This window comes from Amycolatopsis endophytica, assembly GCF_013410405.1.
Classification (GTDB): domain Bacteria; phylum Actinomycetota; class Actinomycetes; order Mycobacteriales; family Pseudonocardiaceae; genus Amycolatopsis_E; species Amycolatopsis_E endophytica.
The window spans coordinates 4894116-4913635 of the sequence record NZ_JACCFK010000001.1; the positions used below are offsets into that span (position 1 = coordinate 4894116).

A 19520-nucleotide genomic window follows, 5' to 3' on the forward strand; every position below is an offset into this window, starting at 1 on the left:
TGGCGCGATCACGGTGAGCCCGTCCCGGCCCGGCTCGCGGACCTGGCGTCGCCCAGCCAGCGCACCACCTCGCGCACCGCCTCCCGGCTGCCCCGCAGCCGGATGGCGTGCTCGCCCAGCAGATTACGCCAGCCGCGGTGACCGAGCCACAGGTCGGACAGCGCGCGCAACGTGCAGTCGATGCGCACCCGCGCCGGGAGCGCGGGCGGATCGCGGTGCAGGGAGCAGCCGTCACGTCCGGCCGACACCCACCAGTGCGCCGGTGGCGGGACCTCGACGAACTTGAGGTGGATCGTGGCGGGACGGGCCATCGGGCCCGCCGCCCGGCAGATGTCCAGGAGCAGCGGCTCCGGGTGCCGCGGCGCGCCGGGCGGCGGCAGCCAGCGCCTGCCCCAGTCCCCGAGGTGCGCGATGACGCCGCTGAGGTCCCGGCCGGACTCCGAAAGCCGGTAGATCCCACGCTCACCGCCCCGCGCGAGGATTCCCGCGCGCTCCAGGTGGCGCAGGCGGGTCCGCAGCAGCGGCCGGGAAATCCCGGCCAGGCCACGAACCAGCCCGTCCACTGTGGCCGGTCCGTGCAACAGCTCGCGGACGATCAGCGGCACCCACGGCAGTGCGAGCACCTCGGAGGCCCTGGCGACGGGACAGTGCTGCCCGTAGCGGGTCGTCACGATCAGTCGTGCGCGGCCACCAGCCGGCGAAGCCGGTGGCGGGCCAGGCTGTGCAGCATCTCGGTCACCGCTTCGGACACGACGCGGCCGTCGAGGTCACGCAGCGCGGCGCGGACCACACGGTCGATTTCGCTCGTGGCAACCGCATCGCCGAACTCGCCTGCCAGGCTCGCGCTGACGGAGGTGACCAGATCGTCGTGCCGGTGGCTGAGCATGTCCCTCCTCGAAGTGTTCGGTGACGTCACATCCTCGCACCGTCACGCGGCCCGGCAGCTGACGATCTCCTGACAATGAGGATCTTTCGCGTTTTGTGTGTGGGCGGCGGGATTCCCGGCCGTCCACACGCGCCGTCAGGACGACAGCGTCGTCGTGGCGGGCGCCGGAGCCGGCGGAACGGCCGTCGTCGTCGCCGAGGACTGGTCGGGCCGCTGCGTCAGCCGGGGCGTGGTCGGGGCCGTGGGGGAGGTGGTCGTCAGGGGTTCCGGCTCCTCCTGCGCGGTCACCCCGCACGCGGTGAGAACCACGGCGGCCAGCGCGGCCGCGGCCAGTGACCTCCAGCGAGTCATGGCATGACCTCCGGGAGTTCGACGACGAACCGGGCGCCACCGCCGGGCCGGTCCTCCGCCCGGACCCGGCCGCCCAGCCTGCGCACGTGCTCGGCGACGATGGCCAGCCCGAGCCCGCTGCCGGTGTCCCCGCCGCGCTGCCCGGCCCGGTCGCCGCGGGTGAAGCGTTCGAAGATCTGGTCCCGCAGGTGCTCCGGGACACCGGGTCCCGCGTCGTCGACCTCCAGCCGGACCCGGCCGCCGCCGCTGCGGACGCCCACCCGCACCGGGCCGCCGGCGTAGCGGTCGGCGTTGTCGAGCAGGTTGCCCACGACGCGGTCCAGGCGCCGCCGGTCCGCGCGGACCAGGGCCGGCGTCTCGCTCCCGTCGAGCGGCGGGACGGGCCGGCCGCGGTGCGCGGCGACGTTGGTGACCAGCGCGGTGAGGTCGAGGACCTCCCACGCCTCGTCGTCGCCGTGCCGGTCGGCGCGGGAGATCTCGAGCAGGTCGGTGACCATGTGCCGGAACCGGTGCACCTCCAGCACCAGCAGGTCGAGCGCGCGCCGGGCGGGATCGGGCAGGTCCCGGCGGCGCCGCTGCAGCACCTCCGCGGCGCTGGTCATGGTGGTCAGCGGGGAACGCAGTTCGTGGCTGACGTCCCCGGCGAAGCGGGCGTCGCGCTGGACCCGGTGTTCGAGCGCCTCGGTGGTGGCGTTGAACGTGCGCGCGAGCGGCGCGAGGTCGGCGTCGGCCTGGTCCGGCAGCCGCGCGGTGAGGTCACCGGCCGCGACGCGGGAGGCGGCGGCGGTCAGCGCCGTCAGCGGACGCAGCGCGCGACGGCTGGTCCACAGGCCGAGCGCGCCGCCGAGCACACCGCAGGCCAGCGTGCCGCCCCCGAGGAGGCTGCTGAGGAAGCGGAAGGTGCGGTCCAGTTCGGTCAGCGGGAACAGTTCGATGTAGGCGCCGCCTTCGCTGGGCACCGGCAGGGCGATGGCGAGCGCGGGGTAGTCGTGCACCCGGACCCGCTGCCGCACCGCGTGCCCCGACCGGGCGGCGGAGACGAACGCCGGGGGCAGCGCGGCGAGGTCGACCGGCCGCCCGCTGGTCAGCTGCGTGCCGGGCCGCACGAGGATGATGCTGGAGTTCGGCCCGGTCGCCAGCCCGGTGAGCAGTTCGTCCAGTCCGGTGGAGCGGGTGCGGATGGCTTCGTCGACCAGCCTGCCGTTGACCTCGGCCTGCTGGGTCGCGCTCTGGCTGCGCTGGTCCAGCATGTAGCCGCTGGCCAGGTTCCAGGTCGCCAGCGCGAACATGCCCGCGACGAGCAGCGAACCGAGCCCGAACGCGATCGCCACCCGCCAGCGCAGCGACAGCACGTGCCGCCAGGGCCGTCTCACGGCCCTGGCTCGATCTTGTAGCCCATGCCCCGCACCGTCACGATCCGGCGCGGCTGGTCGGGATCGGTTTCGACCTTGCGCCGCAGACGGCGGACGTGCACGTCGAGCAGCCGCGTGTCGCCGAAGTAGTCGTAGCCCCACACCCGGCTCAGCAGCTGTTCCCTGGTCACGACCGTGCCGGGGGCCGCGGCCAGCTCGGCGAGCAGGCCGAACTCGGTGCGGGTGAGGTGGAGCTGCGTCCCGTCGCGGAACACGGTCGCCGCGTCGAGCCGCACCTCCAGATCACCGGCGTGCAGGACCGCCGGGCGCCCGGGCGAGCGGCGGCGCAGCAGGGCGCGCATCCGGGCGGCCAGCTCGCCCGCGACCAGCGGCTTGGTCACGTAGTCGTCGGCGCCGGCCTCCAGCCCGGCGATGACGTCCCGGCTGTCGGACCGTGCGGTCACGATGATGATCGGCAGGTCCCCGTCGGCGCGCAGCCTGCGGCACACCGTGATGCCGTCCATCCCCGGCAGCATCAGGTCGAGCAGAACGAGGTCGACCCGCTCCGCCTCCACCGCGTCGAGCGCCGTTTCCCCGTCGGGCACGTGCAGCACGCCGAAGCCCTCGTCATCCAGCGCGAGGCTCAGGGCCTGTGCGATGCGGTGGTCGTCTTCCACCAGGAGGACCTGCGTCGGCATGCCTGCCATTGTTACCACCGCCGGAACGGGGCCGGCCCGTGCGTGGCGAGCGCGGCGGCGAAGCGGGGGAATCGTCAGGAACTTGTCAGGTGACCGGAGTTGCGCCGTGGGCAGAGTTGAGGGGTGACGCGTCCACCCGGGGCCGGGCCGTTCGTGGCCGATCTCGCCGGAGGAAGGCCGGAGGGCACGCACGTGCTCCGGCGGTGGGCGGCCGACCGGCTCGGCGGGCTCGGTGAGGACCACCTGCGCGCGGTGCAGCTGGTGCTCACCGAACTGGTGGTCAACGCGCACGTGCACGGCGGCGGTGGGCGCAGCGTTCGCCTGCGACGGCGGGATCCCTGCGTCGTGCGCGTCGAGGTCGAGGACAACGCGGTGTTCCGGTCCGGCACCCGCCAGCGCGCGGGCGGGCGCGGGCTGCTCCTGGTCAGCGCGGTGGCGCGGAGGTGGGGCATCAGCCCCGCACCGGACGGGGGCAAGCGGGTGTGGGCCGAGGTCGACTGCGCGACCTCGCCCGGGCAGCCGTGCGCTTCCCGGGCCTGAACTCCGGTCAGAACGAGTCCTGCCGCTGGTGCCACACCAGCCACCAGGCGTCGCCGCGGCGGACGAAGAGGCTGGAGCATGCGGCGTGGTACTCGTCCCGCGCGCCCGCGACCGCCTGGTAGGTGAGGTAAGTGATCCCGTCGGTGATGGGCACGGCCCGTTCGGCGCGCAGCCGGTGGCGCGGCCAGGTGAGGTTCGGCGCCCAGCGTTCGAGCGCTTCCCGGCGGGTCAGTGGGCCCTCCGGGAGCAGCACCCGTGCGTTGACCGCCATGATCCGGTCGTAGACGTCCGCGGCGCGGCCGCGCAGGGTGGCCTCCCACGCCTGCTGTTCCAGATCGAGGGGCCCGCCGAGATCGGCGCTCACGGGACCGGGGCGGGGCACGGGCAAGTCGGTGAACCTCGGGGAGCGGCGCGCGGGAACACCAGGATCGTCGTCCGCGCGGTCCGCGACGGGGAAGCCGTGCAGCGGCATCGTCAGGTGATCGTCAGGTTGGGGCGGGCTTCCGCCGCGAAGGAGCCGCGTCGGTGGCGCTGGTGCGCGGCGAGGCACCGGAGAGTCCGGTTCTGCCCCGCTCGACGCCGGTCAGCCGCAGGTCACCTCGTCGCGGGGCAGGGTACCCGCCACCAGGAAACTGGTCGTCGTGTTGAGCGCGCACGCGTTGCCGCCGACCACGTAGGCGCCGTGACCGCTGCCCTCGAGGCTCACCAGCCGCGACCGGTCGCCGACCTTCTCGTCGATCAGCTCGCCGCCGCGGTGCGGGGTGGCCGGATTGTGCCGGTTCTGCACCACCAGCACGTTCGCCGGTCCCTCGTCCTCGACCGGGACCGGCGGCTCGGCCGGGGCGTCATCGAGGTGGCCGCCAGCGCGTACGGGCTCAAGCGCGTCCACTTCGTCGCCGAGCGCGGCGGCGAACACGTGCTGCGCCCGCACCACCGTTCGCGGGAAGGACGGCGGGCACGGTTCGCCCAGCGCTTCCCCCGCACCAGCGCCGCGGCCGGCGCGGTCGCCCTCGCCATTCTCCTGGCCGCGCTGCCCGTCACCCTCCTGCACGGCATCGAGACCGTCATCCGGAGCCCGGTGATCGCCGAACAGATCGGCGCGTCCGGCTCCTCGGCTCCGTCGCCCAGCGGCCGAGCCACCGGGCTCCGGCGCGCTACTGGACCCGGGGTGGCCGCCGCCGTCGGCGGTGACGTTGCCGCAGGGCGTCGAACACCCCGGCGAGACCCCGGCGGCGGGACACGAACACGATGCGCTCCCCGCCCGCCCGCCGGTCGGCGCGGAACCGGGCGAGCTGCGCGACGAACTCGTCGGGATCGCCACCGAAGTCCGGGTGATGCGCGCGGACCAGCCGGCGGTAGGCCGCCTTGTCCGCGGCCGTCCAGTCCCGGCCGGTACCGTCCTCGTCCATGCCATCCTCGCGGTTCGGCGCTGCTTTCCCCACATCGTAGAGGTGGGCGGCCCCGTGACGGGCATCACCGGAATCCGCCCGTGACAACCGATCGGCCCCGCGGGTCCTCACCCGAGAGTGGCGCACACGAGGTGCGCCCGCCGGAGGAGGGATGCAGGATGTCACTCGGGGACAAGATCGGGACCACGGCCGAGAACCTCACGGGCAAGGCCAAGGAGGCCGCGGGTGCGGCCACCGGGGACGAGCGGCTGCGCGGTGAGGGCAAGGCCGACCAGGCCAAGGCCGGGATCAAGGAGGCGGTGCGCGACGCCGCCGACACGATCAAGGGTGCCCTGAACAAGGACTGACCGGTGGCGGCCGGGCCGGGGATGCCGTCCGGGTGAACACCGTCACCCGGTCCGGCCGTGACGAATCGGGCGCAGCCGTGTCGGTAGGGCATGGGACGAGGAAGGACGGCGGGATGAGCACGCCCGTACCTGCCGATGCGCCGTCACCGCCGCTGGACGACACGACCCTGGTCGCGCGCGCCCGCGACGGTGACGTGCGCTCGTACGAGGAGCTGGTGCGCCGCTACCAGGCACCGATGTTCCGGCTCGCGGTGCGGATGCTGAGCAGGCAGGCCGACGCCGAGGACGTGGTGCAGGAGGTGTTCCTGACCGCGTGGCGGCGGCTGGCACAGCTGCAGGAGGACGCCGCGTTCGTGGGCTGGCTCTACCGCGCCACGACCAACCGGTGCCTCAACGCGCTGCGTGCCCGCAAACCGGTCGCCGAACTGCAACCGGACCAGCACGAGTCGCCGGGCTCGGCGGGACGTCCCGAGCGGGCGGCCGAGACCTCCGCGCAGATGCGGGCACTGACGGCCGCGTTGCGGGAGCTGACGCCCGAGCAGCGGGCGTGCTGGCTGCTGCGCGAAGTGCACGGCCGGTCCTACGACGAGATCGCGGAGGCGATCGGCACGACCACGACGGCGGTGCGCGGGCGCATCAGCCGTGCCCGAGTGCAACTGGCGGAGGTGATGGCGCCATGGCGGTGAACCCGGCCACGCAGGACTACGCGTTGCCGTGCGGGCGTGACGTGGACCGGCTGTGGGAGCGGCTGGACTCCTTCGGCGACGACCCGCACGAGCGCGACTGCCCGCACTGCCGCGCCGCGCACGGCAGCCTGCGGGTGCTCCAGGAAGCCACCACCGAACTGGCGCACGACACGAGCGCGCCGTCGCGGGACCTGACCAGCCGCATCATGTCCGCCGTGCGTGCCGACGTCCGGCGGCGCGAGCTGCTGCCGTTGCCCACGGCCGAGCCGGGCGAGGCCCGCATCAGTGAACAGGTCGTGGCCGCGGTCCTGCGCTTCGCCGCCGACACCGTCCCCGGTGTGCGTGCGCGCCACTGCCGGGTCACCGCCCGGCCCGGCGCCGCGATCGAGGTCGAGATGGACCTCGCCGTGGCCTACCCCGGCACGTCCGGGACGGCACTGGACCTGGTCCGGGAACGCGTCCACGCCGCCGCCGGCGCGCGGATCGGCGTCGAGCTGACCCGGCTCGACCTCACCGTCACCGACCTCTATGACGCCTGAGAAGATCGACCGGGCACCGGCTGCAGTTCAGGGGAGACCAGCGCAGTGATCACGATCGACCTCGGCGATGCCGCGGAGCCCACAGCGGAGGCCGTCATCGCCGCCCCGGTCATCGCCGCGATCGCCGCGCACGCGGCGGTCGCCGTGCCGGGCGTCGTCCGCACCCAGCCCGGGCTGCGCGGGCTGGCCACTTCGGTCGCCCGCGCCGCGCGGCAACGGATCCAGGGCCTGACGCCCGCTCCCGCGGACGGGGTGCGCGTGCTGGCCGCGGACCCGGACGAGGGCCGCGCTGGAGTGCGGGTGGAGGTCGGCGTCGTCCTGTCCGGGCAGGACCAGGCGGCCGCGGTCGCCCAGGCCGTGCAGCGCGCGGTCACCCGTGCCGTGGAGGCCGCCACGAGCGGTCCCGTCGCGTCGGTGTCGGTCACCATCCTCGACGTCGAGACCCCGGAGGTGCGGCGATGATCACCACGCGCCGCGAACTGGCGCAGGAGGTACTCGCCGCACTGCGGACGGTGCCGGGGCTGCGCCCGGCCGCGCCGGTCCTGCGCCCGGCGGCCCGGTTGTCCTTCGATCTCGACCTCCTCGCCATCGACGTGGACGACGACGTCGTCGAGATCCGGCTCGTCGCGCTCACCCTGCCGCTGCCCCCGCTGCTGCGGCGGGCGGTGGCGGCGCTGCGGCCGGTGCTGGAGGGCACCCGCTGGGCGGACGCACGGCTGCGGCTGCTGGTGACCGGCCTCGACGCCGCCGCGTTCCCGGCCGGTGCCGAGTGACCTGGACCACCCGATCGGGTGCGTGACCTTTTCCCCGCGACCGGGTCTTTCTGGTGTGGACGGAGCGCACGAGGTGCGAAACCGTTCCGGACAGCAGAAAATGATGCGACCGACGCGAGGAGAGACAGTCATGACCAACGCCACCACCGCGAAGCCGGCCGGATCGTCCGGCGGGGACGTCGAGAAGACCGGCACCGGCGCGCTGGTCACCAAACAGGGCACCACCACGATCGCCGACACCGTGGTGCAGAAGATCGCCGGACTGGCCACCCGCGAGGTGTCCGGCGTGCACGACCTGGGCGGCGGCGCGGCGCGGGCGTTCAGCGCGCTGCGCGAGCGGATTCCGGGCGCGACCGCGAGCGCCGGGCAGGGCGTCTCGGTCGAGGTGGGGGAGAAGCAGGCCGCGGTCGACCTGCAGCTGCTCGTCGAGTACGGCGTGTCCATCGCGGACCTGTCGCGCTCGGTGCGGCGCAACGTGATCACGGCGGTGGAGACGATGACCGGGCTGGAGGTCGTCGAGGTCAACATCAATGTGACCGACGTGCACATCCCCGGCGACGACAGTGATGCCCCGGCCGAGTCCGGCCGCGTGCAGTGACCGCGGGCGTCGAGATCGACGCCGGCCGCATCGCCACCGCTGTGCAGGCCTGCCCGCTCGTGGCGGGCCTGCACAGCGGACGGCTCGGCGAGATCGCCACCTACCTGCCCGGCCGCCGCGTGCCCGGCGTCCGGATCCGGCCGGAGGAGATCACCGTCGGGGTCATCGGCCGTTACCCCGCCCCGGTCACCGATATCGGACGCGAGGTTCGCGCCGCGGTCGGGCCGGTGGGCCGGGCGGTCCACGTCTGGATCGGCGACATCACCGCGGACGGCCCACGACCGGCGTGAGCCCACGCAACGAAGGAAGGCGATTTTCGTGTCCACCACTCACATCGGCCTGCTGACCGGCCTCGTGCTCGGCCTGGCGGCCGCGTTCGGCGGGTTCGGCGCGTTCCTCGCCGTGCTCGTCCTCGGCGCACTCGGCCTGGGCGTAGGCCGCTACCTCGACGGCAAGCTCGACTTGTCGCAGTTGACCCGCCGCGACCGCGGCTAGAAAGCTGTTCCGTAACGATTTGCGTGGCGGTGCGGGCGGCGGAACCTGAGGCGGCCCCTGGCTGTGGGATCGCCTCCTCATGAACGCCAGTTCACCACGTCGGCGCTGTCCTCGCCAGGAACCACCTCAGAACCTGCGGCGGTGCCGGTTGACGGCCCACCGCAAGCGGCTCCGCCGCTGAGGAAAACAACCCAAGGGGGTGCCATGACCACCACGACCCAGCCGGCGCCGCCGGACGTCGGCGACCGTGGCCTGACCACCGTCGCCGCACGCGCGGTCGAGCGGATCGCCGCCGAGGCGGTCACCGAGGTCGACGGCGTGGGTGGCGCCGCGGGCCGGGTGCTCGGCATTGCGACCGGTGGCGAGGACTTCGACCGCTCCGCGAAGGTCACCGCCACGGTCGCCCACCACCGGGTGACGCTCACCGTGCGCCTGTCGGTCGTCTATCCGAACCCGGTCGCGGCCACCACCGAATCCGCGCGCCGCCATCTGAGGCGCCGGGTGGAGGAGTTGACCGGGATGCCCGTCACCAGCGTCGACATCACCGTCACCGCGCTGCACAGCGACACCGTCACCACGAGGAGGGTGCAGTGAAACGCCGCCCCCGCCGCAGCCTTCCCGCGGCTCTGACCGCCCTGGTGCTGCTCGCCGCCTCGGTGGTCGTGGCCGCGTCGGCGATCCAGACGCTGCTGCGCGAGAAGCCCTGGATCAGCTACGACAGCGCCGCCCGCACCCTGCACGGTCTGCAGTGGACGGAGCTGCCACTGGCGATCGCCGGTGGCGTGGTCGCGGCGCTGGGCCTGGTCCTGGTGCTGGCCGCGGTCCTGCCCGGCGCGCTCACCATCCTGCCCCTGCGGGCCGGCACCGACGATGTGGACGCGGGCGCGTCCCGGCGCAGCTACCGCAGCACACTCCGGGCCGCGGTATCCACTGTGGACGGTGTCGCGTCGGCGAAACTCAAGCTGCGCAAGCGCAGGGTGTCCGCCCGCGTGCGAACCGACCGCACCAGGCCCGACGGCCTCGGCGACGCGGTGCGGTCCGCGCTGACCGACCGGATCGAGCAGATCCAGCCCGCCGCGACGCCGAAGGTCAAGGTCGTGGTCAAGGCCCCGAGGAGCCGATGATGCCCAGCCTCAACCGTCCCGCCCGTCTCAACCGTGGCCTGCTCGTCGTGACCGGCTTGGTCCTGCTCGCCGCCGGAGCCTTCACGCTGGCCACGCACTTCCGCGCGCTGACCGTGCTCGACCCCGACGCCACGCTGGTGCCCGGCACGGCCGCGCCACCCACCTGGGTCTTCTACGTCATCGCCGCGGGCGCGATCGTCGTCGGCCTGCTCGCGCTGCGCTGGCTGCTCGCCCAGCTGGCGCACAAACCCAGGTCCCGCACGTGGCGTCTGGAATCCGACCCCGACACCGGCCGCACCGAACTGCCCGCCGGGGTCGCGGTCGCCCCGCTCACCGACGAGATCCGCGGCTATCCCGGCGTCCACCACGTGGACGCGACGCTGGCCGGCGGGCGGGACGACGCCGCACTCGCGCTCGTGGTCACCGCCGAACAGGACGCCGACATCGCCACTCTGCGTGAGGAGATCACCGCGACGGCACTGCCCCGGCTGCGTCAGGCGCTCGATCTGGACACCCTGCCCACCACCCTCGAAGTCCGGTTCAGCACCGCGGGCGGTGCGCGCACGGTGCGCTGACCGGGCTTCCGCCCGTGTCCAGGAGAGGAGCCCGGTGCCCGTCCCCGCCCCGCGCCCGCCCCGGATCCGGCGGTCGCTGCGCCGGGTCCTGCTGACCCTGACCCGCTACCGGGAGCGCGACGGTGACCACTACGCCGCGGCGGTCACCTTCTTCACGTTGCTGTCGGTGGTGCCGCTGCTGATGATCGCCGTGTCGGTGGCGGGATTCGTCCTGGCCGGGGACCGGGAGCTGACCGCGCAGCTCGACCGCGTCCTGGCGAACACCTTCCCCGCGGCCATCGGCGACGAGGCCCGCGGTGTGGTGGCGGTCGTGATCGCCGAACGCGGCAAGCTCGGGCTCGTGGCACTGGCCGCCTGCCTGTACTCGGGCTGGAGCTGGATCAGCAACCTGCGCGACGCCGTGACCGCCCTGCTCGGCCAGCCCCGCGGCGCCCGGCCCCTGCTGCGCACTGCGCTGGCCGATCTCGCGACACTTGCGGGCATCGGCGGCGCGTTGCTCGTCTCGTGCCTGCTGGCCTCGCTCACCGGCACCGCCGGGATCTGGCTGCTCACGCTCACCGGTCTCGCGGACACGGCCGGCGCGCACCTCGCCCTCGTCGCGGGCTCGGTGCTGCTGAGCCTCACCGCCAACTGGCTCGTCGTCGCCTGGTGCCTGGCCTCGTTGCCGCGAGAGCGGTGCCCGCTCGCCCCTGGCCTGCGTCCCGCCGCGGTCGCCGCGATCGGCCTCGGCGCCCTGCAGCAGGCCGGCGGGCTCTACCTGCACCTGCTCGGCAGGTCTCCCGCCGTGGCCACCCTCGGCGCACTGGTGGGGGCGCTGCTGTTCGTCTACCTCACCGTCCGCTGGCTCCTGCTCGTGACGGTGTGGACCACGACCGCCGGTCCCCGGCAGGACACCAGCCCGGCCGGGGACGTCCGCCGCGCCAGCGGCACCCTCGCGGCCGGCGCGTCCGCCGGAGTCGCGCTGCGCACCCTGTCCGGCAGGTGAGGGCCGCGTGTCCGTCACCGGGCGCCCTGGTGACGGACACGCGATCGACCGTGGCCGCCCCCGGACGGCCGCGCCCGGTTCCGGGCTGCCCCGGAGGGCTGATCAGGGCTTGGTGAGCCCGACCTGGAGCACGTCGAGGTAGCGGCTGCGGAACCCGGCCTCGGAGTAGGCGAGGTAGAACTCCCACATCCGGCGGAAGGTCTCGTCGAAACCGAGTCCGGCGATGCGGGGCCAGGCGTCCAGGAACCGTTGCCGCCACAGGCGCAGTGTCCGCGCGTAGGAGTCCCCGAGGCTGCGCTGCCCCCCGACGTGGAGCGTGGTGTGGCGGTCGACGGCGTCGGCGATCGCCTCGCGGGACAGCAGGTGCCCGCCGGGGAAGATGTACTTGTGGATCCAGGTGTAGGACCGGCGGGTGGCCAGCATGCGGTCGTGCGGCATGGTGATCGCCTGCAGCGCGGCCCGGCCACCCGGCACGAGGAGCCGGTCGAGCGTGGCGAAGTAGGCAGGCCAGTACTCCTCGCCGACCGCCTCGATCATTTCCACGCTGGCGATCGCGTCGTAGCTGCCGCGCGCCTCGCGGTAGTCGCGCAGCACGACCTCGACCCGGTCGGCGACGCCGGCTTCGGCGAGGCGTTTGCGGGCGAGGGTCTGCTGTTCGGCGGAGATGGTGAGGGTGGTGACCTGCGCCCCGCGTCGCGCGGCGCGCAGGGCCAGCTCACCCCAGCCGGTGCCGATCTCCAGCAGCCGGGTGCCGTCACGGACCCCCGCGAGATCCAGGATGCCGTCGATCTTGCGCCGCTGGGCGGCGGCGAGATCCTCGTTGTCGTCATGGAACCAGGCGGCGGAGTAGGTCATGGTTTCGTCGAGGAACTCGGCGAACAGGTCGTTGGACAGGTCGTAGTGGCGCGAGATGTTGGCCTGGGCGCCGGTGATCGTGTTGCGTTCGGCGCGGGGTTTGCGGGCGTCGACGAAGCGGCGCAGCGCCTGCAGCGGCGGCGGCACCAGCGTGGCCATGCGCGCGGCGAACGGGGTGAGCGCGTCGGCCAGGTCGTCCACGGCGGTGAACTCGCAGGCCAGGTAGGACTCGCCGAAACCGATCTTGGCGTCCGCGCCGAGGCGGTGGAAGAACGCCCGCGGCTGGTTGATGCGCAGCCGCGGCCCGCCCGCGCCGATCCGCTCGCCGCCGGGCAGTTCCACGGTCACCGGCACCCGCCGGACGGCGAAGCGGAACAACCCTTCGGCGATCCGGGCGCGGGCGGGTGCGTGCGGGACGGGCAGGGACGGTGCGCTGGTCATCGGGGGTTCTCCTGGTGGCGGGGGACGATCGGCACGCGGCGCAGCCACAGCGCCACGCCGTGCCGTCGGATCAGGGCCCAGACACGCTGGGGGGTCAGCGGCTGGGTGAGCAGCAGCCGGACCAGACCGGCCGTGGTCGCGGGGCGGCGCTTGCCGCGCATCGACGCGGCAAGGCTGGTGTGCCCGTCCTGGACCAGGGAGATCGTGATCCGCAGGTCGTCGCCGGGCAGCGGCAGGCGCATCCGGTAGCGGCCGTGCACGGGCAGGAACGGTGAAACGTAGAACTCCTTGTCCGCCCCGGCCCGGCCGTCGCCGCCGGGACGCAGCAGGTAGCGGTGGCGGCCGCCGTAGGTGTTGTGCACCTCGGCCACGACGCACACCGGCTTGCCCGCCGGGTCGTGGCACCAGTACAGCGTGAGCGGGTTGAACACGAATCCCAGCAGGGCGGCCTGGGCGAGCATGAGCACCCGCCCGCCCCCGAGGTCGACGCCCTGCCCGGCGAGCCAGTCGTCGAGGTTGCGCCGGATCGAGCGGCCGGGGTCGCCGAGGTGGTCGCGGGCCCGGAACCGGGCGAAGGGCCGCAGCCACCACGGCAGCACCGGCAGCGCGTCGAGGTCGACCAGCCACAGGTGGATGCGGTGCGTGAAGCGGTAGGCGGGGTCGCGGCGGGCGTGGCTGACCTCGGTGTCGTAGAGGGCGGGGACGGTCACCACGGCACACCGAGCGACGCGGCCGCCCGCACCCCCGACGCGCATCCGTCCTCGTGGAAACCCCAGCCGTGGTAGGCGCCGGCGAAGGCGATCCGGCCGTCGTCCAGCTCCGGCAGCCTGCGTTGCGCCGCCAGCGTCTCCGGGGTGTAGACCGGGTGCTCGTACACCATGCGCGCCACCACGTCCGCCTCGGCGACGCGGCCTGCGCTGTTGAGCGAGACCAGGTAGTCCACCGGTTCGTCCAGGCGCATCAGCCGGTTCATGTCGTAGGTCACCAGCACCGGAGCGTCCGCGGTGGCGCAGCGTGGCTTGAGGTAGTTCCACGACGCACGGGCACCGCCGGCCCGCGGCAGCACCGACGAGTCGGTGTGCAGCAGGGTTTCGTTGCGCGAGTAGCGGAACGCGCCCAGCACCTCCCGCTCGGCCGCGGTCGGGGCGGCCAGCAGGTCCAGCGCCTGGTCGGCGTGGGTCGCGACGACGGCGCGGTCGAAGTGGTGCACGGCGCCCGAGGCGTCCCGGATCTCGACTCCGCCGGAGTCCCGGTGCACCGACCGCACCGGCGTGCCGTCCCGGACCGCGGCGAGGTTCTTGGCCACACGCTCCACATAGGAGCGTGAACCGCCGGTGACGGTGCGCCACGACGGTGAGCCGCCCACCGACAACATGCCGTGGTGGTGCAGGAAAGCGAACAGGTAGCGGGCCGGGTACCGCTTGCTCAGCTGCCCGCCCGCCGACCACACCGCCGAGACCAGCGGGATGAGGAAGTGGTCGACGAAGTACCGCGAGTAGCCGCCGATCGCGAGGAACGCGCCCAGCGTCGTGTCCCCGGCGTCGGGGTGGTCGAGCACGCGCCGGGCGTGCCGGTGGAAGCGCCGCACCTCACCGAGCATCCGCAGGTAACGGGGGTTGACCGCGTTGCCGCGTTGGGCGAACAGCCCGGTCAGCTTCCTGGCACCGGCGTACTCCAGACCGCACCCCTGGCACCGCACGCTCATCGACATCTCGGTCTCCCGCGTGCTCACCCCCAGTTCGCCGAACAGGCGCAGCAGGTTCGGGTAGGTGCGTTCGTTGTGCACGATGAAACCGCTGTCCACCGCGATCTCCCGGTCGTCCGGGGTGCGCACGGCGTGCGTGTGGGCGTGCCCGCCGAGCCGGCCGTCGGCCTCGAACAGGGTCACCTCGTAGCGCTTGCGCAGTACGTAGGCCGCCGTCAGGCCGGCGACCCCGGAGCCGATCACGGCGGCCCGCGGCGCGGGGTTCGACTGAGCATCCACGGCCGTGGTTCGCCACCACCGGCCCGGCGGATGGGTGGGTGTGATCGCGAACACGTGGCCCCATCCGCGCGGTCACCGGCGCCGAATAACCGGTGCCGCACAGAAAGGGTCTGCCCGTGTCACCTGCCGCTCCGCTGCTCGCCGAACTCGTCTCCCGGCTCGTCGGGGGCGCGCTGCCCGCCGGTCTGCGGGCCTGGGACGGCAGCACCGCGGGACCCGACGGCGGTCCCGTCGTCGTCCTGCGTTCCCGTCGTGCGCTGCGGCGCCTGCTGTGGGCGCCCGGCGAGCTGGGGCTGGCACGCGCCTACGTCTCCGGTGATCTCGACGTGGAAGGCGATCTCACCGAGGGGCTGCGGCGCGCGTGGGCGCTGTTCCGCACCGGAGCGCTCAGCCGCCCCCGCCTGGGCCCGGGGGAGTGGGCCGGCATCGTCGCGACGGCGGCCCGGCTCGGCGTGCTCGGCCCGCCGCCCCGTCCGCCCGCCGAGGAGGCCCGTCCCAGCGGACGCCTGCACACCAAGGCGCGGGACCGCTCGGTCATCGCCCACCACTACGACCTCGGCAACGACTTCTACCAGCTCATCCTCGATCCGGCGATGGCCTACTCCTGCGCCTGTTACACCGATCCCGGCGACGACCTCGCCACCGCGCAGCGCGCCAAGCTCGACCTCGTCTGCCGCAAGCTGGAACTGCGGCCCGGCATGCGGCTGCTCGACGTCGGGTGCGGCTGGGGCGCGCTGCTGCTGCACGCCGCCGAGCACTACGGGGTGGAGGCGACCGGCGTGACGCTGTCGGCGCAGCAGGCCGGGCACATCCGTGGCGAGATCACCCGGCGCGGCCTGACGGGCAAGGCGACGGTGCGCCTGCAGGACTACCGGGAGCTCTCCGGCGAACCATTCGACGCGATCGCCTCGCTGGAGATGGGCGAGCACGTCGGCGACGGCAACTACCCCGTCTACACCGCCACCCTGCACCGGATGCTGAAACCGGGGGCGCCGCTGCTGTTGCAGCAGATGTCGCGTGGCGCGACCGCGCCGGGCGGCGGCGCGTTCATCGAGTCCTACATCGCCCCGGACATGACCATGGTGCCCATCGGCACCACGCTGGGCCTGCTGGAGGACGCCGGGTTCGAGATCCGCGGCGTCGAGGCGCTGCGCGAGCACTACGTGCGGACCGTGCGCGACTGGTCGGAGCAGCTGGAAAAACACGCCGACCAGGTGGTCGCGATCGCCGGGGAAGGGCAGCTGAGGGTGTGGCGGCTCTACCTCGCGGGCGGGGCGCTCGCGTTCGAGGAGAACCGGATGGGTGTCAACCAGATCCTTGCCCGGCGATGACGTTCGCCTGGACCGCGGTGGCGGTGGCCGCGCTGATCCTCGCCACCTTCGCGGTCGCGTTGCGGCGCCGCCGGTTCGACACGATCGACAGCGCCTGGGGACTGGGGTTCGCCCTCGTCGCCGCCGTGACGCTCGCGCGGGAGGGCGGGGTACCGACCGCGGTGCTGACCCTGGTGTGGGGGCTGCGCCTGGCGGCCCACATCACGTGGCGCAACCGGCGCGGCGGGGAGGACCCGCGGTACGCGCGGATGCGGCAGGAGCCGGGCCGGATCTTCGTGCGGGTCTACCTGACCCAGGGTGTGGTGCTGTGGGTGGTCTCGCTGCCGGTGCAGGTCGCGCCGCACGGTTCGCCGCCGCTGTGGCTGACCTGTCTGGGTGTCGGGGTCTGGCTCGTGGGCTTCGTGTTCGAGGCGGTCGGCGACTTCCAGCTGCAGCGGTTCCGCGCCGATCCCGCCTCCGGGGGGCGGGTGCTGGACACCGGGCTGTGGCGCTACACCCGCCACCCCAACTACTTCGGCGACGCCTGTGCCTGGTGGGGGCTGTACCTGCTGGCCTGCCACAGCTGGCCCGCCGCGGCGACGATCGTGTCCCCGCTGATCATGACGGCGCTGCTGGCTCGCGGCACCGGCAAACCGATGCTGGAGCGCGACCTCGTCACGAGGCGCCCCGGCTACGCCGACTACGTCCGGCGGACCAGTGGATTCCTCCCCCTGCCCCCGAAGCGCGGTCCGGGAACCGTCTGACAAGGAGCGTGGGACTCGCCGACGGATCGGCGAGTCCCACGTTCCCGCACGCGAACTCCACGCCCGGCACCCGGCACCCGGCACCCGGCAACCCGGCACAGTGCCTACCGGCCTTTCCTCTCCCGCAGCCGATCGCCAAAACACTGAAGGATCGGGTCCGGGAGGGGCAATCGGTCGCCGGCAGTCGGGATGCTGGAGGCTCTCCAACGGCGGTGCTGTGTGGCCGGTGGTAGTTGTCATGGATGTTCCAGGCCCCGAGCGCTTCACGGCGTTGATCTTCTGAAGTCCAGGTGCGGGTGTAGGGGAATTCCTCGGAGATGATCCGGTTGTAGCGCTCCACTTTTCCGTTGTGGCGTGGGGTGTAGGGCGTGATGCGCTGATGGCGGGATCCGAGTAGGGCGGCGCGGGCGAATGCTTCGGCGCGGTAGCACGCACCGTTGTCGGTGACGATTCGCTCGATTCGGGTGATTCCGTGTGCGGCGAACCAGGCGCGGGCCCGGTGCATGAACGCGATCGCGGTGACGGCCTTCTCGTCCGATAGCCCTTCGGTGCAGGCGAGTCCGGAGTAGCCGTCGATCGCGGAATGCAGGTAGACGTAACCGCCCCGCTTGGACTTCCTCTTCGATTGCTCGGCGGCCTTGGCTCGCTCGCTCCCGCGTCCGTGGGCCCGCCAGCCTCCGCCGTCGGGGATCCGGCCGACCTTCTTCACGTCGATGTGGACCCTGTGTCCAGGGCGGCGAGCGATGATCTTTTGAGATTCGCGGTTAGTCTCGCCGTTCAGGTCGATGAACTCCGGGGAGGTTGCGGCTGGCTGTGTGCGCGGTGCGGAGGACCGATCGGCGAAGCCAACCGCGCCGAATTGACGGTAGCGGTTGACCCATTTCGATGCACAAGCGCGTGAGATCCCCATCTCTGCCGCGACGTGCGCGATTGGTCTGGTCTTGCAGCGCTCGATCAACCGCCGGCGTCCCTCGATCGACACTGGCGCGTTCGGATGATTCATCCTCAGCCTGCCTTCGGCGTCGCGTCCGTACGACCTGTCCTGTGGGCAGCGGCGTCACGTCGCGTTCTCGTGACCCTGCGCCGGCTGAGCGCCCAAGTGAGTAGTCCGCAGAGGGCAAAGCTTGCGCCGAGAACGGCACATCCTGTCCACCCTGAAGCGGAGTAGATCGTGGTGGTGGCGGTCGCGCCGAGGGCGGAGCCGAGCGAGTAGAAGATCATGTAGCCGCCGATGGCGCTGCTGGTCTGACCCGAGTACGCGGCGGTGAGAAGAGTCTGGTTGCTGACGTGCGCGGCCTGGACCGCGAAGTCCAGGACGACGACACCGACGATCACCAGCCAGAGCGACCAGGTCGCCTGCCCGGATGCGATCCAGGACAGCGCCAACAGAGCGAGCGCAGTACCGGTCACGGAGTTGGCCCGGCCGGTGTCGGCCCATCGGCCTGCCCGTGCAGCTCCCAGTGCGCCAGCGAGCCCGGCGATTCCGAACAAGCCGATCTGGGCCGTGCTCAGCTGCCACGGTTCGGCAGCCAGTGGTAGCGCGAGTCCGCTCCAAAGCGTGCCGAAGGACGCGAAGAGGAAGAACGCGATCAGACCGCGCGAGATGAACAGCGGCTCGCGGAAGAGGTGCCCGAGCGAGGTCAGCACGGCGCCGTAGGTCCGAGGACTCGACCGATGGTCTGCTGGCAGCTGCTTCAACACCGCGATCGAGAGCGCAACGAGGAGCAGCGTGAGCGTGACGTAGACGCTTCGCCACCCCCACAGGTCGGCGAGAACCCCCGCCAGGACGCGCGCCCCGAGGATCCCGATGATGACGCCGGAAGTCACGATTCCGAGCGTGCGACCCCGCTCCGTAGGCGTGGACAGATCAGCAGCAAGTGCGACGGTGGTCTGCACGACGACGGCGAACAGACCCGTCGCGGCGAGACCGACGAGCAACAGCCACAGACCAGGGGCGACCGTGGCCACGAGCATGCCGACCGCGGCGAGGAGGAGTTGGCCCCCGATGAGCTTGCGCCGGTCCAGCATGTCTCCCAACGGGACCAGGGCAGCCAAGCCGACCATGTAGCCGATCTGTCCAGCCGCCACGATCCACCCGAGGTCAGACTTGGGCACTCCCAGGTCTCGCCCAATCTGCGCGAGCACGGGCTGGGCGACGTAGATCGTCGCGACCGCGACCGAGCAGACCGTCGCGAGCAGCATCCTTCGGCCATACGTGAGTCCCACACCATCCCCAATCAGTAGCAATTTGCAACTGATCCGAGTATGGCAGAATGGTTTCAAACTGCAACTCATCGGGAGGCGTGATGAACTCGGTCATGCACGTTGACGACGTGACCTGGACCGACCCGACGTGCCCAGTCGCGCGGACGCTCGACCTCGTCGGAGACCGGTGGACCCTGCTGATCATTCGCGACGCGATGGACAACGCGCGGTCGTTCACCGACTTCCAGCAACGCACCGGCGTCGCACGCAACATCCTCACCGACCGGCTTCGCCGCCTCGTCGATCACGGCATCCTCAAACGAGAGACAGCGATCTCCGGACGACGCCAGGTCTACGTCCTTACCGACGCAGGCCGTGACCTCTTCACGGTCATCGTGGCCATGCGTCAGTGGGGTGAGCGTCACGCGTTCGCCGACGGCGAAGCGCACTCCGTCCTCGTGGACGAGAGCGGCAACCCGCTAGCCTGCCTGCGCCCGACCGACGGTCACGGTCACCAGGTCGACGTCGACTCAACCGAAGTCATACGAAACAGCTAATCGAGACACCCTTGTGGCAACCATGTAGGCCGGGCGTCAGCAACCT

28 protein-coding genes and 1 pseudogene are annotated in these 19520 nt (G+C 72.5%); 16 read left to right on the plus strand and 13 right to left on the minus strand.

The features are described from left to right. Window positions 1-8: 8 nt before the first annotated feature. From HNR02_RS24100 to HNR02_RS24120, 5 genes are all read right to left on the minus strand, one after another. Window positions 9-671 (minus strand): winged helix-turn-helix transcriptional regulator, encoded by a 663-nt coding sequence (locus HNR02_RS24100; protein ID WP_179775385.1) that lies wholly within the window; start codon window positions 669-671, stop codon window positions 9-11. Between the two features lie 2 nt (window positions 672-673). Continuing rightward, window positions 674-886 (minus strand): hypothetical protein, encoded by a 213-nt coding sequence (locus tag HNR02_RS24105; RefSeq protein WP_179775386.1) that lies wholly within the window; start codon window positions 884-886, stop codon window positions 674-676. 135 nt (window positions 887-1021) lie between these two features. Continuing rightward, window positions 1022-1237 (minus strand): hypothetical protein, encoded by a 216-nt coding sequence (locus tag HNR02_RS24110; RefSeq protein WP_179775387.1) that lies wholly within the window; start codon window positions 1235-1237, stop codon window positions 1022-1024. Then, window positions 1234-2610 carry a sensor histidine kinase gene (locus HNR02_RS24115; protein ID WP_312861117.1) on the minus strand — a complete coding sequence of 459 codons (1377 nt, stop codon included), beginning with the start codon at window positions 2608-2610 and terminating at the stop codon, window positions 1234-1236. Before HNR02_RS24115 ends, HNR02_RS24110 begins: the two co-directional genes overlap by 4 nt. Further along, entirely contained in the window at window positions 2607-3287 is a 681-nt protein-coding gene (locus HNR02_RS24120; protein ID WP_281377273.1) for a response regulator, read from the minus strand. Before HNR02_RS24120 ends, HNR02_RS24115 begins: the two co-directional genes overlap by 4 nt. Window positions 3288-3410: 123 nt before the next feature. Between HNR02_RS24120 and HNR02_RS24125 the strand changes: the two genes are divergently transcribed. Further along, entirely contained in the window at window positions 3411-3827 is a 417-nt protein-coding gene (locus HNR02_RS24125; RefSeq protein ID WP_218903062.1) for an ATP-binding protein, read from the plus strand. Window positions 3828-3834: 7 nt separating this feature from the next. Here the strand turns inward: HNR02_RS24125 and HNR02_RS24130 are convergent, their stop codons facing one another. The 3 genes from HNR02_RS24130 to HNR02_RS24140 form a co-directional block, all read right to left on the minus strand. Beyond that, the gene (locus HNR02_RS24130; protein ID WP_179775389.1) at window positions 3835-4299 is read right to left on the minus strand and encodes a DUF4440 domain-containing protein; all 465 of its coding nucleotides are present in this window, start codon (window positions 4297-4299) and stop codon (window positions 3835-3837) included. A 111-nt stretch (window positions 4300-4410) separates the two neighbouring features. Then, window positions 4411-4878, minus strand: a complete 468-nt coding sequence (locus HNR02_RS35630) for an alpha/beta hydrolase (protein ID WP_312861119.1) — start codon at window positions 4876-4878, stop codon at window positions 4411-4413. A gap of 103 nt (window positions 4879-4981) precedes the next feature. After that, on the minus strand, window positions 4982-5236 hold the full coding sequence (locus HNR02_RS24140; RefSeq protein ID WP_179775390.1) for a hypothetical protein: 255 nt from the start codon (window positions 5234-5236) through the stop codon (window positions 4982-4984). A 158-nt stretch (window positions 5237-5394) separates the two neighbouring features. Between HNR02_RS24140 and HNR02_RS24145 the strand changes: the two genes are divergently transcribed. From HNR02_RS24145 to HNR02_RS24200, 12 genes are all read left to right on the plus strand, one after another. After that, complete coding sequence (locus HNR02_RS24145; RefSeq protein WP_179775391.1) at window positions 5395-5583, plus strand: CsbD family protein; 189 nt, start codon at window positions 5395-5397, stop codon at window positions 5581-5583. 113 nt (window positions 5584-5696) lie between these two features. Beyond that, entirely contained in the window at window positions 5697-6269 is a 573-nt protein-coding gene (locus tag HNR02_RS24150) for an RNA polymerase sigma factor (RefSeq protein ID WP_179775392.1), read from the plus strand. Beyond that, entirely contained in the window at window positions 6260-6808 is a 549-nt protein-coding gene (locus HNR02_RS24155; RefSeq protein WP_179775393.1) for an Asp23/Gls24 family envelope stress response protein, read from the plus strand. The genes HNR02_RS24150 and HNR02_RS24155 overlap by 10 nt, the downstream gene beginning before the upstream one ends. A gap of 45 nt (window positions 6809-6853) precedes the next feature. Continuing rightward, window positions 6854-7270, plus strand: a complete 417-nt coding sequence (locus HNR02_RS24160) for an Asp23/Gls24 family envelope stress response protein (protein WP_179775394.1) — start codon at window positions 6854-6856, stop codon at window positions 7268-7270. Further along, window positions 7267-7581: a hypothetical protein gene (locus HNR02_RS24165; RefSeq protein WP_179775395.1), complete on the plus strand. Its 315-nt coding sequence runs from the start codon at window positions 7267-7269 to the stop codon at window positions 7579-7581. Before HNR02_RS24160 ends, HNR02_RS24165 begins: the two co-directional genes overlap by 4 nt. A gap of 130 nt (window positions 7582-7711) precedes the next feature. Continuing rightward, window positions 7712-8179, plus strand: a complete 468-nt coding sequence (locus tag HNR02_RS24170; RefSeq protein WP_179775396.1) for an Asp23/Gls24 family envelope stress response protein — start codon at window positions 7712-7714, stop codon at window positions 8177-8179. Next, window positions 8176-8469, plus strand: a complete 294-nt coding sequence (locus HNR02_RS24175) for a hypothetical protein (RefSeq protein ID WP_179775397.1) — start codon at window positions 8176-8178, stop codon at window positions 8467-8469. The genes HNR02_RS24170 and HNR02_RS24175 overlap by 4 nt, the downstream gene beginning before the upstream one ends. A 28-nt stretch (window positions 8470-8497) precedes the next feature. Beyond that, a complete protein-coding gene (locus HNR02_RS24180) occupies window positions 8498-8674 on the plus strand; it encodes a hypothetical protein (RefSeq protein ID WP_179775398.1) in 177 nt (58 codons plus the stop codon). A 204-nt stretch (window positions 8675-8878) separates the two neighbouring features. Further along, window positions 8879-9268, plus strand: coding sequence for an Asp23/Gls24 family envelope stress response protein (locus HNR02_RS24185; RefSeq protein ID WP_179775399.1), 390 nt, complete (start codon window positions 8879-8881; stop codon window positions 9266-9268). Then, window positions 9265-9798 (plus strand): DUF6286 domain-containing protein, encoded by a 534-nt coding sequence (locus HNR02_RS24190; RefSeq protein ID WP_179775400.1) that lies wholly within the window; start codon window positions 9265-9267, stop codon window positions 9796-9798. Before HNR02_RS24185 ends, HNR02_RS24190 begins: the two co-directional genes overlap by 4 nt. Continuing rightward, window positions 9798-10373 carry an Asp23/Gls24 family envelope stress response protein gene (locus tag HNR02_RS24195; protein WP_179775401.1) on the plus strand — a complete coding sequence of 192 codons (576 nt, stop codon included), beginning with the start codon at window positions 9798-9800 and terminating at the stop codon, window positions 10371-10373. The genes HNR02_RS24190 and HNR02_RS24195 overlap by 1 nt, the downstream gene beginning before the upstream one ends. A gap of 34 nt (window positions 10374-10407) precedes the next feature. Then, window positions 10408-11358 carry a YihY/virulence factor BrkB family protein gene (locus tag HNR02_RS24200; protein ID WP_179775402.1) on the plus strand — a complete coding sequence of 317 codons (951 nt, stop codon included), beginning with the start codon at window positions 10408-10410 and terminating at the stop codon, window positions 11356-11358. 102 nt (window positions 11359-11460) lie between these two features. Here the strand turns inward: HNR02_RS24200 and HNR02_RS24205 are convergent, their stop codons facing one another. From HNR02_RS24205 to HNR02_RS24215, 3 genes are read right to left on the minus strand one after another with little or no spacing between them, the layout of a single operon-like run. Next, window positions 11461-12654 carry an SAM-dependent methyltransferase gene (locus HNR02_RS24205; protein WP_179775403.1) on the minus strand — a complete coding sequence of 398 codons (1194 nt, stop codon included), beginning with the start codon at window positions 12652-12654 and terminating at the stop codon, window positions 11461-11463. Then, window positions 12651-13364 carry a DUF1365 domain-containing protein gene (locus HNR02_RS24210; protein ID WP_312861120.1) on the minus strand — a complete coding sequence of 238 codons (714 nt, stop codon included), beginning with the start codon at window positions 13362-13364 and terminating at the stop codon, window positions 12651-12653. The genes HNR02_RS24205 and HNR02_RS24210 overlap by 4 nt, the downstream gene beginning before the upstream one ends. Then, window positions 13361-14638, minus strand: a complete 1278-nt coding sequence (locus HNR02_RS24215; protein WP_179775405.1) for an NAD(P)/FAD-dependent oxidoreductase — start codon at window positions 14636-14638, stop codon at window positions 13361-13363. Before HNR02_RS24215 ends, HNR02_RS24210 begins: the two co-directional genes overlap by 4 nt. Window positions 14639-14748: 110 nt before the next feature. Between HNR02_RS24215 and HNR02_RS24220 the strand changes: the two genes are divergently transcribed. Next, window positions 14749-15969, plus strand: coding sequence for an SAM-dependent methyltransferase (locus HNR02_RS24220; RefSeq protein WP_179776100.1), 1221 nt, complete (start codon window positions 14749-14751; stop codon window positions 15967-15969). After that, a complete protein-coding gene (locus tag HNR02_RS24225) occupies window positions 15966-16712 on the plus strand; it encodes a DUF1295 domain-containing protein (RefSeq protein WP_179775406.1) in 747 nt (248 codons plus the stop codon). The genes HNR02_RS24220 and HNR02_RS24225 overlap by 4 nt, the downstream gene beginning before the upstream one ends. Window positions 16713-16893: 181 nt before the next feature. On the opposite strand, the pseudogene HNR02_RS24230 reads toward HNR02_RS24225, so the two are convergent. Both HNR02_RS24230 and HNR02_RS24235 read right to left on the minus strand, forming a co-directional pair. Next, window positions 16894-17715, minus strand: a pseudogene (locus HNR02_RS24230) (integrase core domain-containing protein); the annotation flags it as partial. Window positions 17716-17717: 2 nt separating this feature from the next. Then, window positions 17718-18914: an MFS transporter gene (locus HNR02_RS24235; RefSeq protein ID WP_179775407.1), complete on the minus strand. Its 1197-nt coding sequence runs from the start codon at window positions 18912-18914 to the stop codon at window positions 17718-17720. A gap of 116 nt (window positions 18915-19030) precedes the next feature. Here HNR02_RS24235 and HNR02_RS24240 point away from each other — a divergent pair, with 116 nt between their 5' ends. Further along, window positions 19031-19474, plus strand: coding sequence for a winged helix-turn-helix transcriptional regulator (locus HNR02_RS24240; RefSeq protein WP_179775408.1), 444 nt, complete (start codon window positions 19031-19033; stop codon window positions 19472-19474). The last annotated feature ends 46 nt before the right edge of the window (window positions 19475-19520 follow it).

Coding starts and splice junctions, on each gene's coding strand:
- HNR02_RS24105 (WP_179775386.1), bottom strand. CDS start 886: ATGCTCAGCCACCGGCACGACGATCTGGTCACCTCCGTCAGCGCGAGC.
- HNR02_RS24110 (WP_179775387.1), bottom strand. CDS start 1,237: ATGACTCGCTGGAGGTCACTGGCCGCGGCCGCGCTGGCCGCCGTGGTT.
- HNR02_RS24120 (WP_281377273.1), bottom strand. CDS start 3,287: ATGCCGACGCAGGTCCTCCTGGTGGAAGACGACCACCGCATCGCACAG.
- HNR02_RS24130 (WP_179775389.1), bottom strand. CDS start 4,299: ATGCCGCTGCACGGCTTCCCCGTCGCGGACCGCGCGGACGACGATCCT.
- HNR02_RS24140 (WP_179775390.1), bottom strand. CDS start 5,236: ATGGACGAGGACGGTACCGGCCGGGACTGGACGGCCGCGGACAAGGCG.
- HNR02_RS24145 (WP_179775391.1), top strand. CDS start 5,395: ATGTCACTCGGGGACAAGATCGGGACCACGGCCGAGAACCTCACGGGC.
- HNR02_RS24150 (WP_179775392.1), top strand. CDS start 5,697: ATGAGCACGCCCGTACCTGCCGATGCGCCGTCACCGCCGCTGGACGAC.
- HNR02_RS24155 (WP_179775393.1), top strand. CDS start 6,260: ATGGCGGTGAACCCGGCCACGCAGGACTACGCGTTGCCGTGCGGGCGT.
- HNR02_RS24165 (WP_179775395.1), top strand. CDS start 7,267: ATGATCACCACGCGCCGCGAACTGGCGCAGGAGGTACTCGCCGCACTG.
- HNR02_RS24170 (WP_179775396.1), top strand. CDS start 7,712: ATGACCAACGCCACCACCGCGAAGCCGGCCGGATCGTCCGGCGGGGAC.
- HNR02_RS24185 (WP_179775399.1), top strand. CDS start 8,879: ATGACCACCACGACCCAGCCGGCGCCGCCGGACGTCGGCGACCGTGGC.
- HNR02_RS24195 (WP_179775401.1), top strand. CDS start 9,798: ATGCCCAGCCTCAACCGTCCCGCCCGTCTCAACCGTGGCCTGCTCGTC.
- HNR02_RS24205 (WP_179775403.1), bottom strand. CDS start 12,654: ATGACCAGCGCACCGTCCCTGCCCGTCCCGCACGCACCCGCCCGCGCC.
- HNR02_RS24225 (WP_179775406.1), top strand. CDS start 15,966: ATGACGTTCGCCTGGACCGCGGTGGCGGTGGCCGCGCTGATCCTCGCC.
- HNR02_RS24235 (WP_179775407.1), bottom strand. CDS start 18,914: ATGCTGCTCGCGACGGTCTGCTCGGTCGCGGTCGCGACGATCTACGTC.
- HNR02_RS24240 (WP_179775408.1), top strand. CDS start 19,031: ATGCACGTTGACGACGTGACCTGGACCGACCCGACGTGCCCAGTCGCG.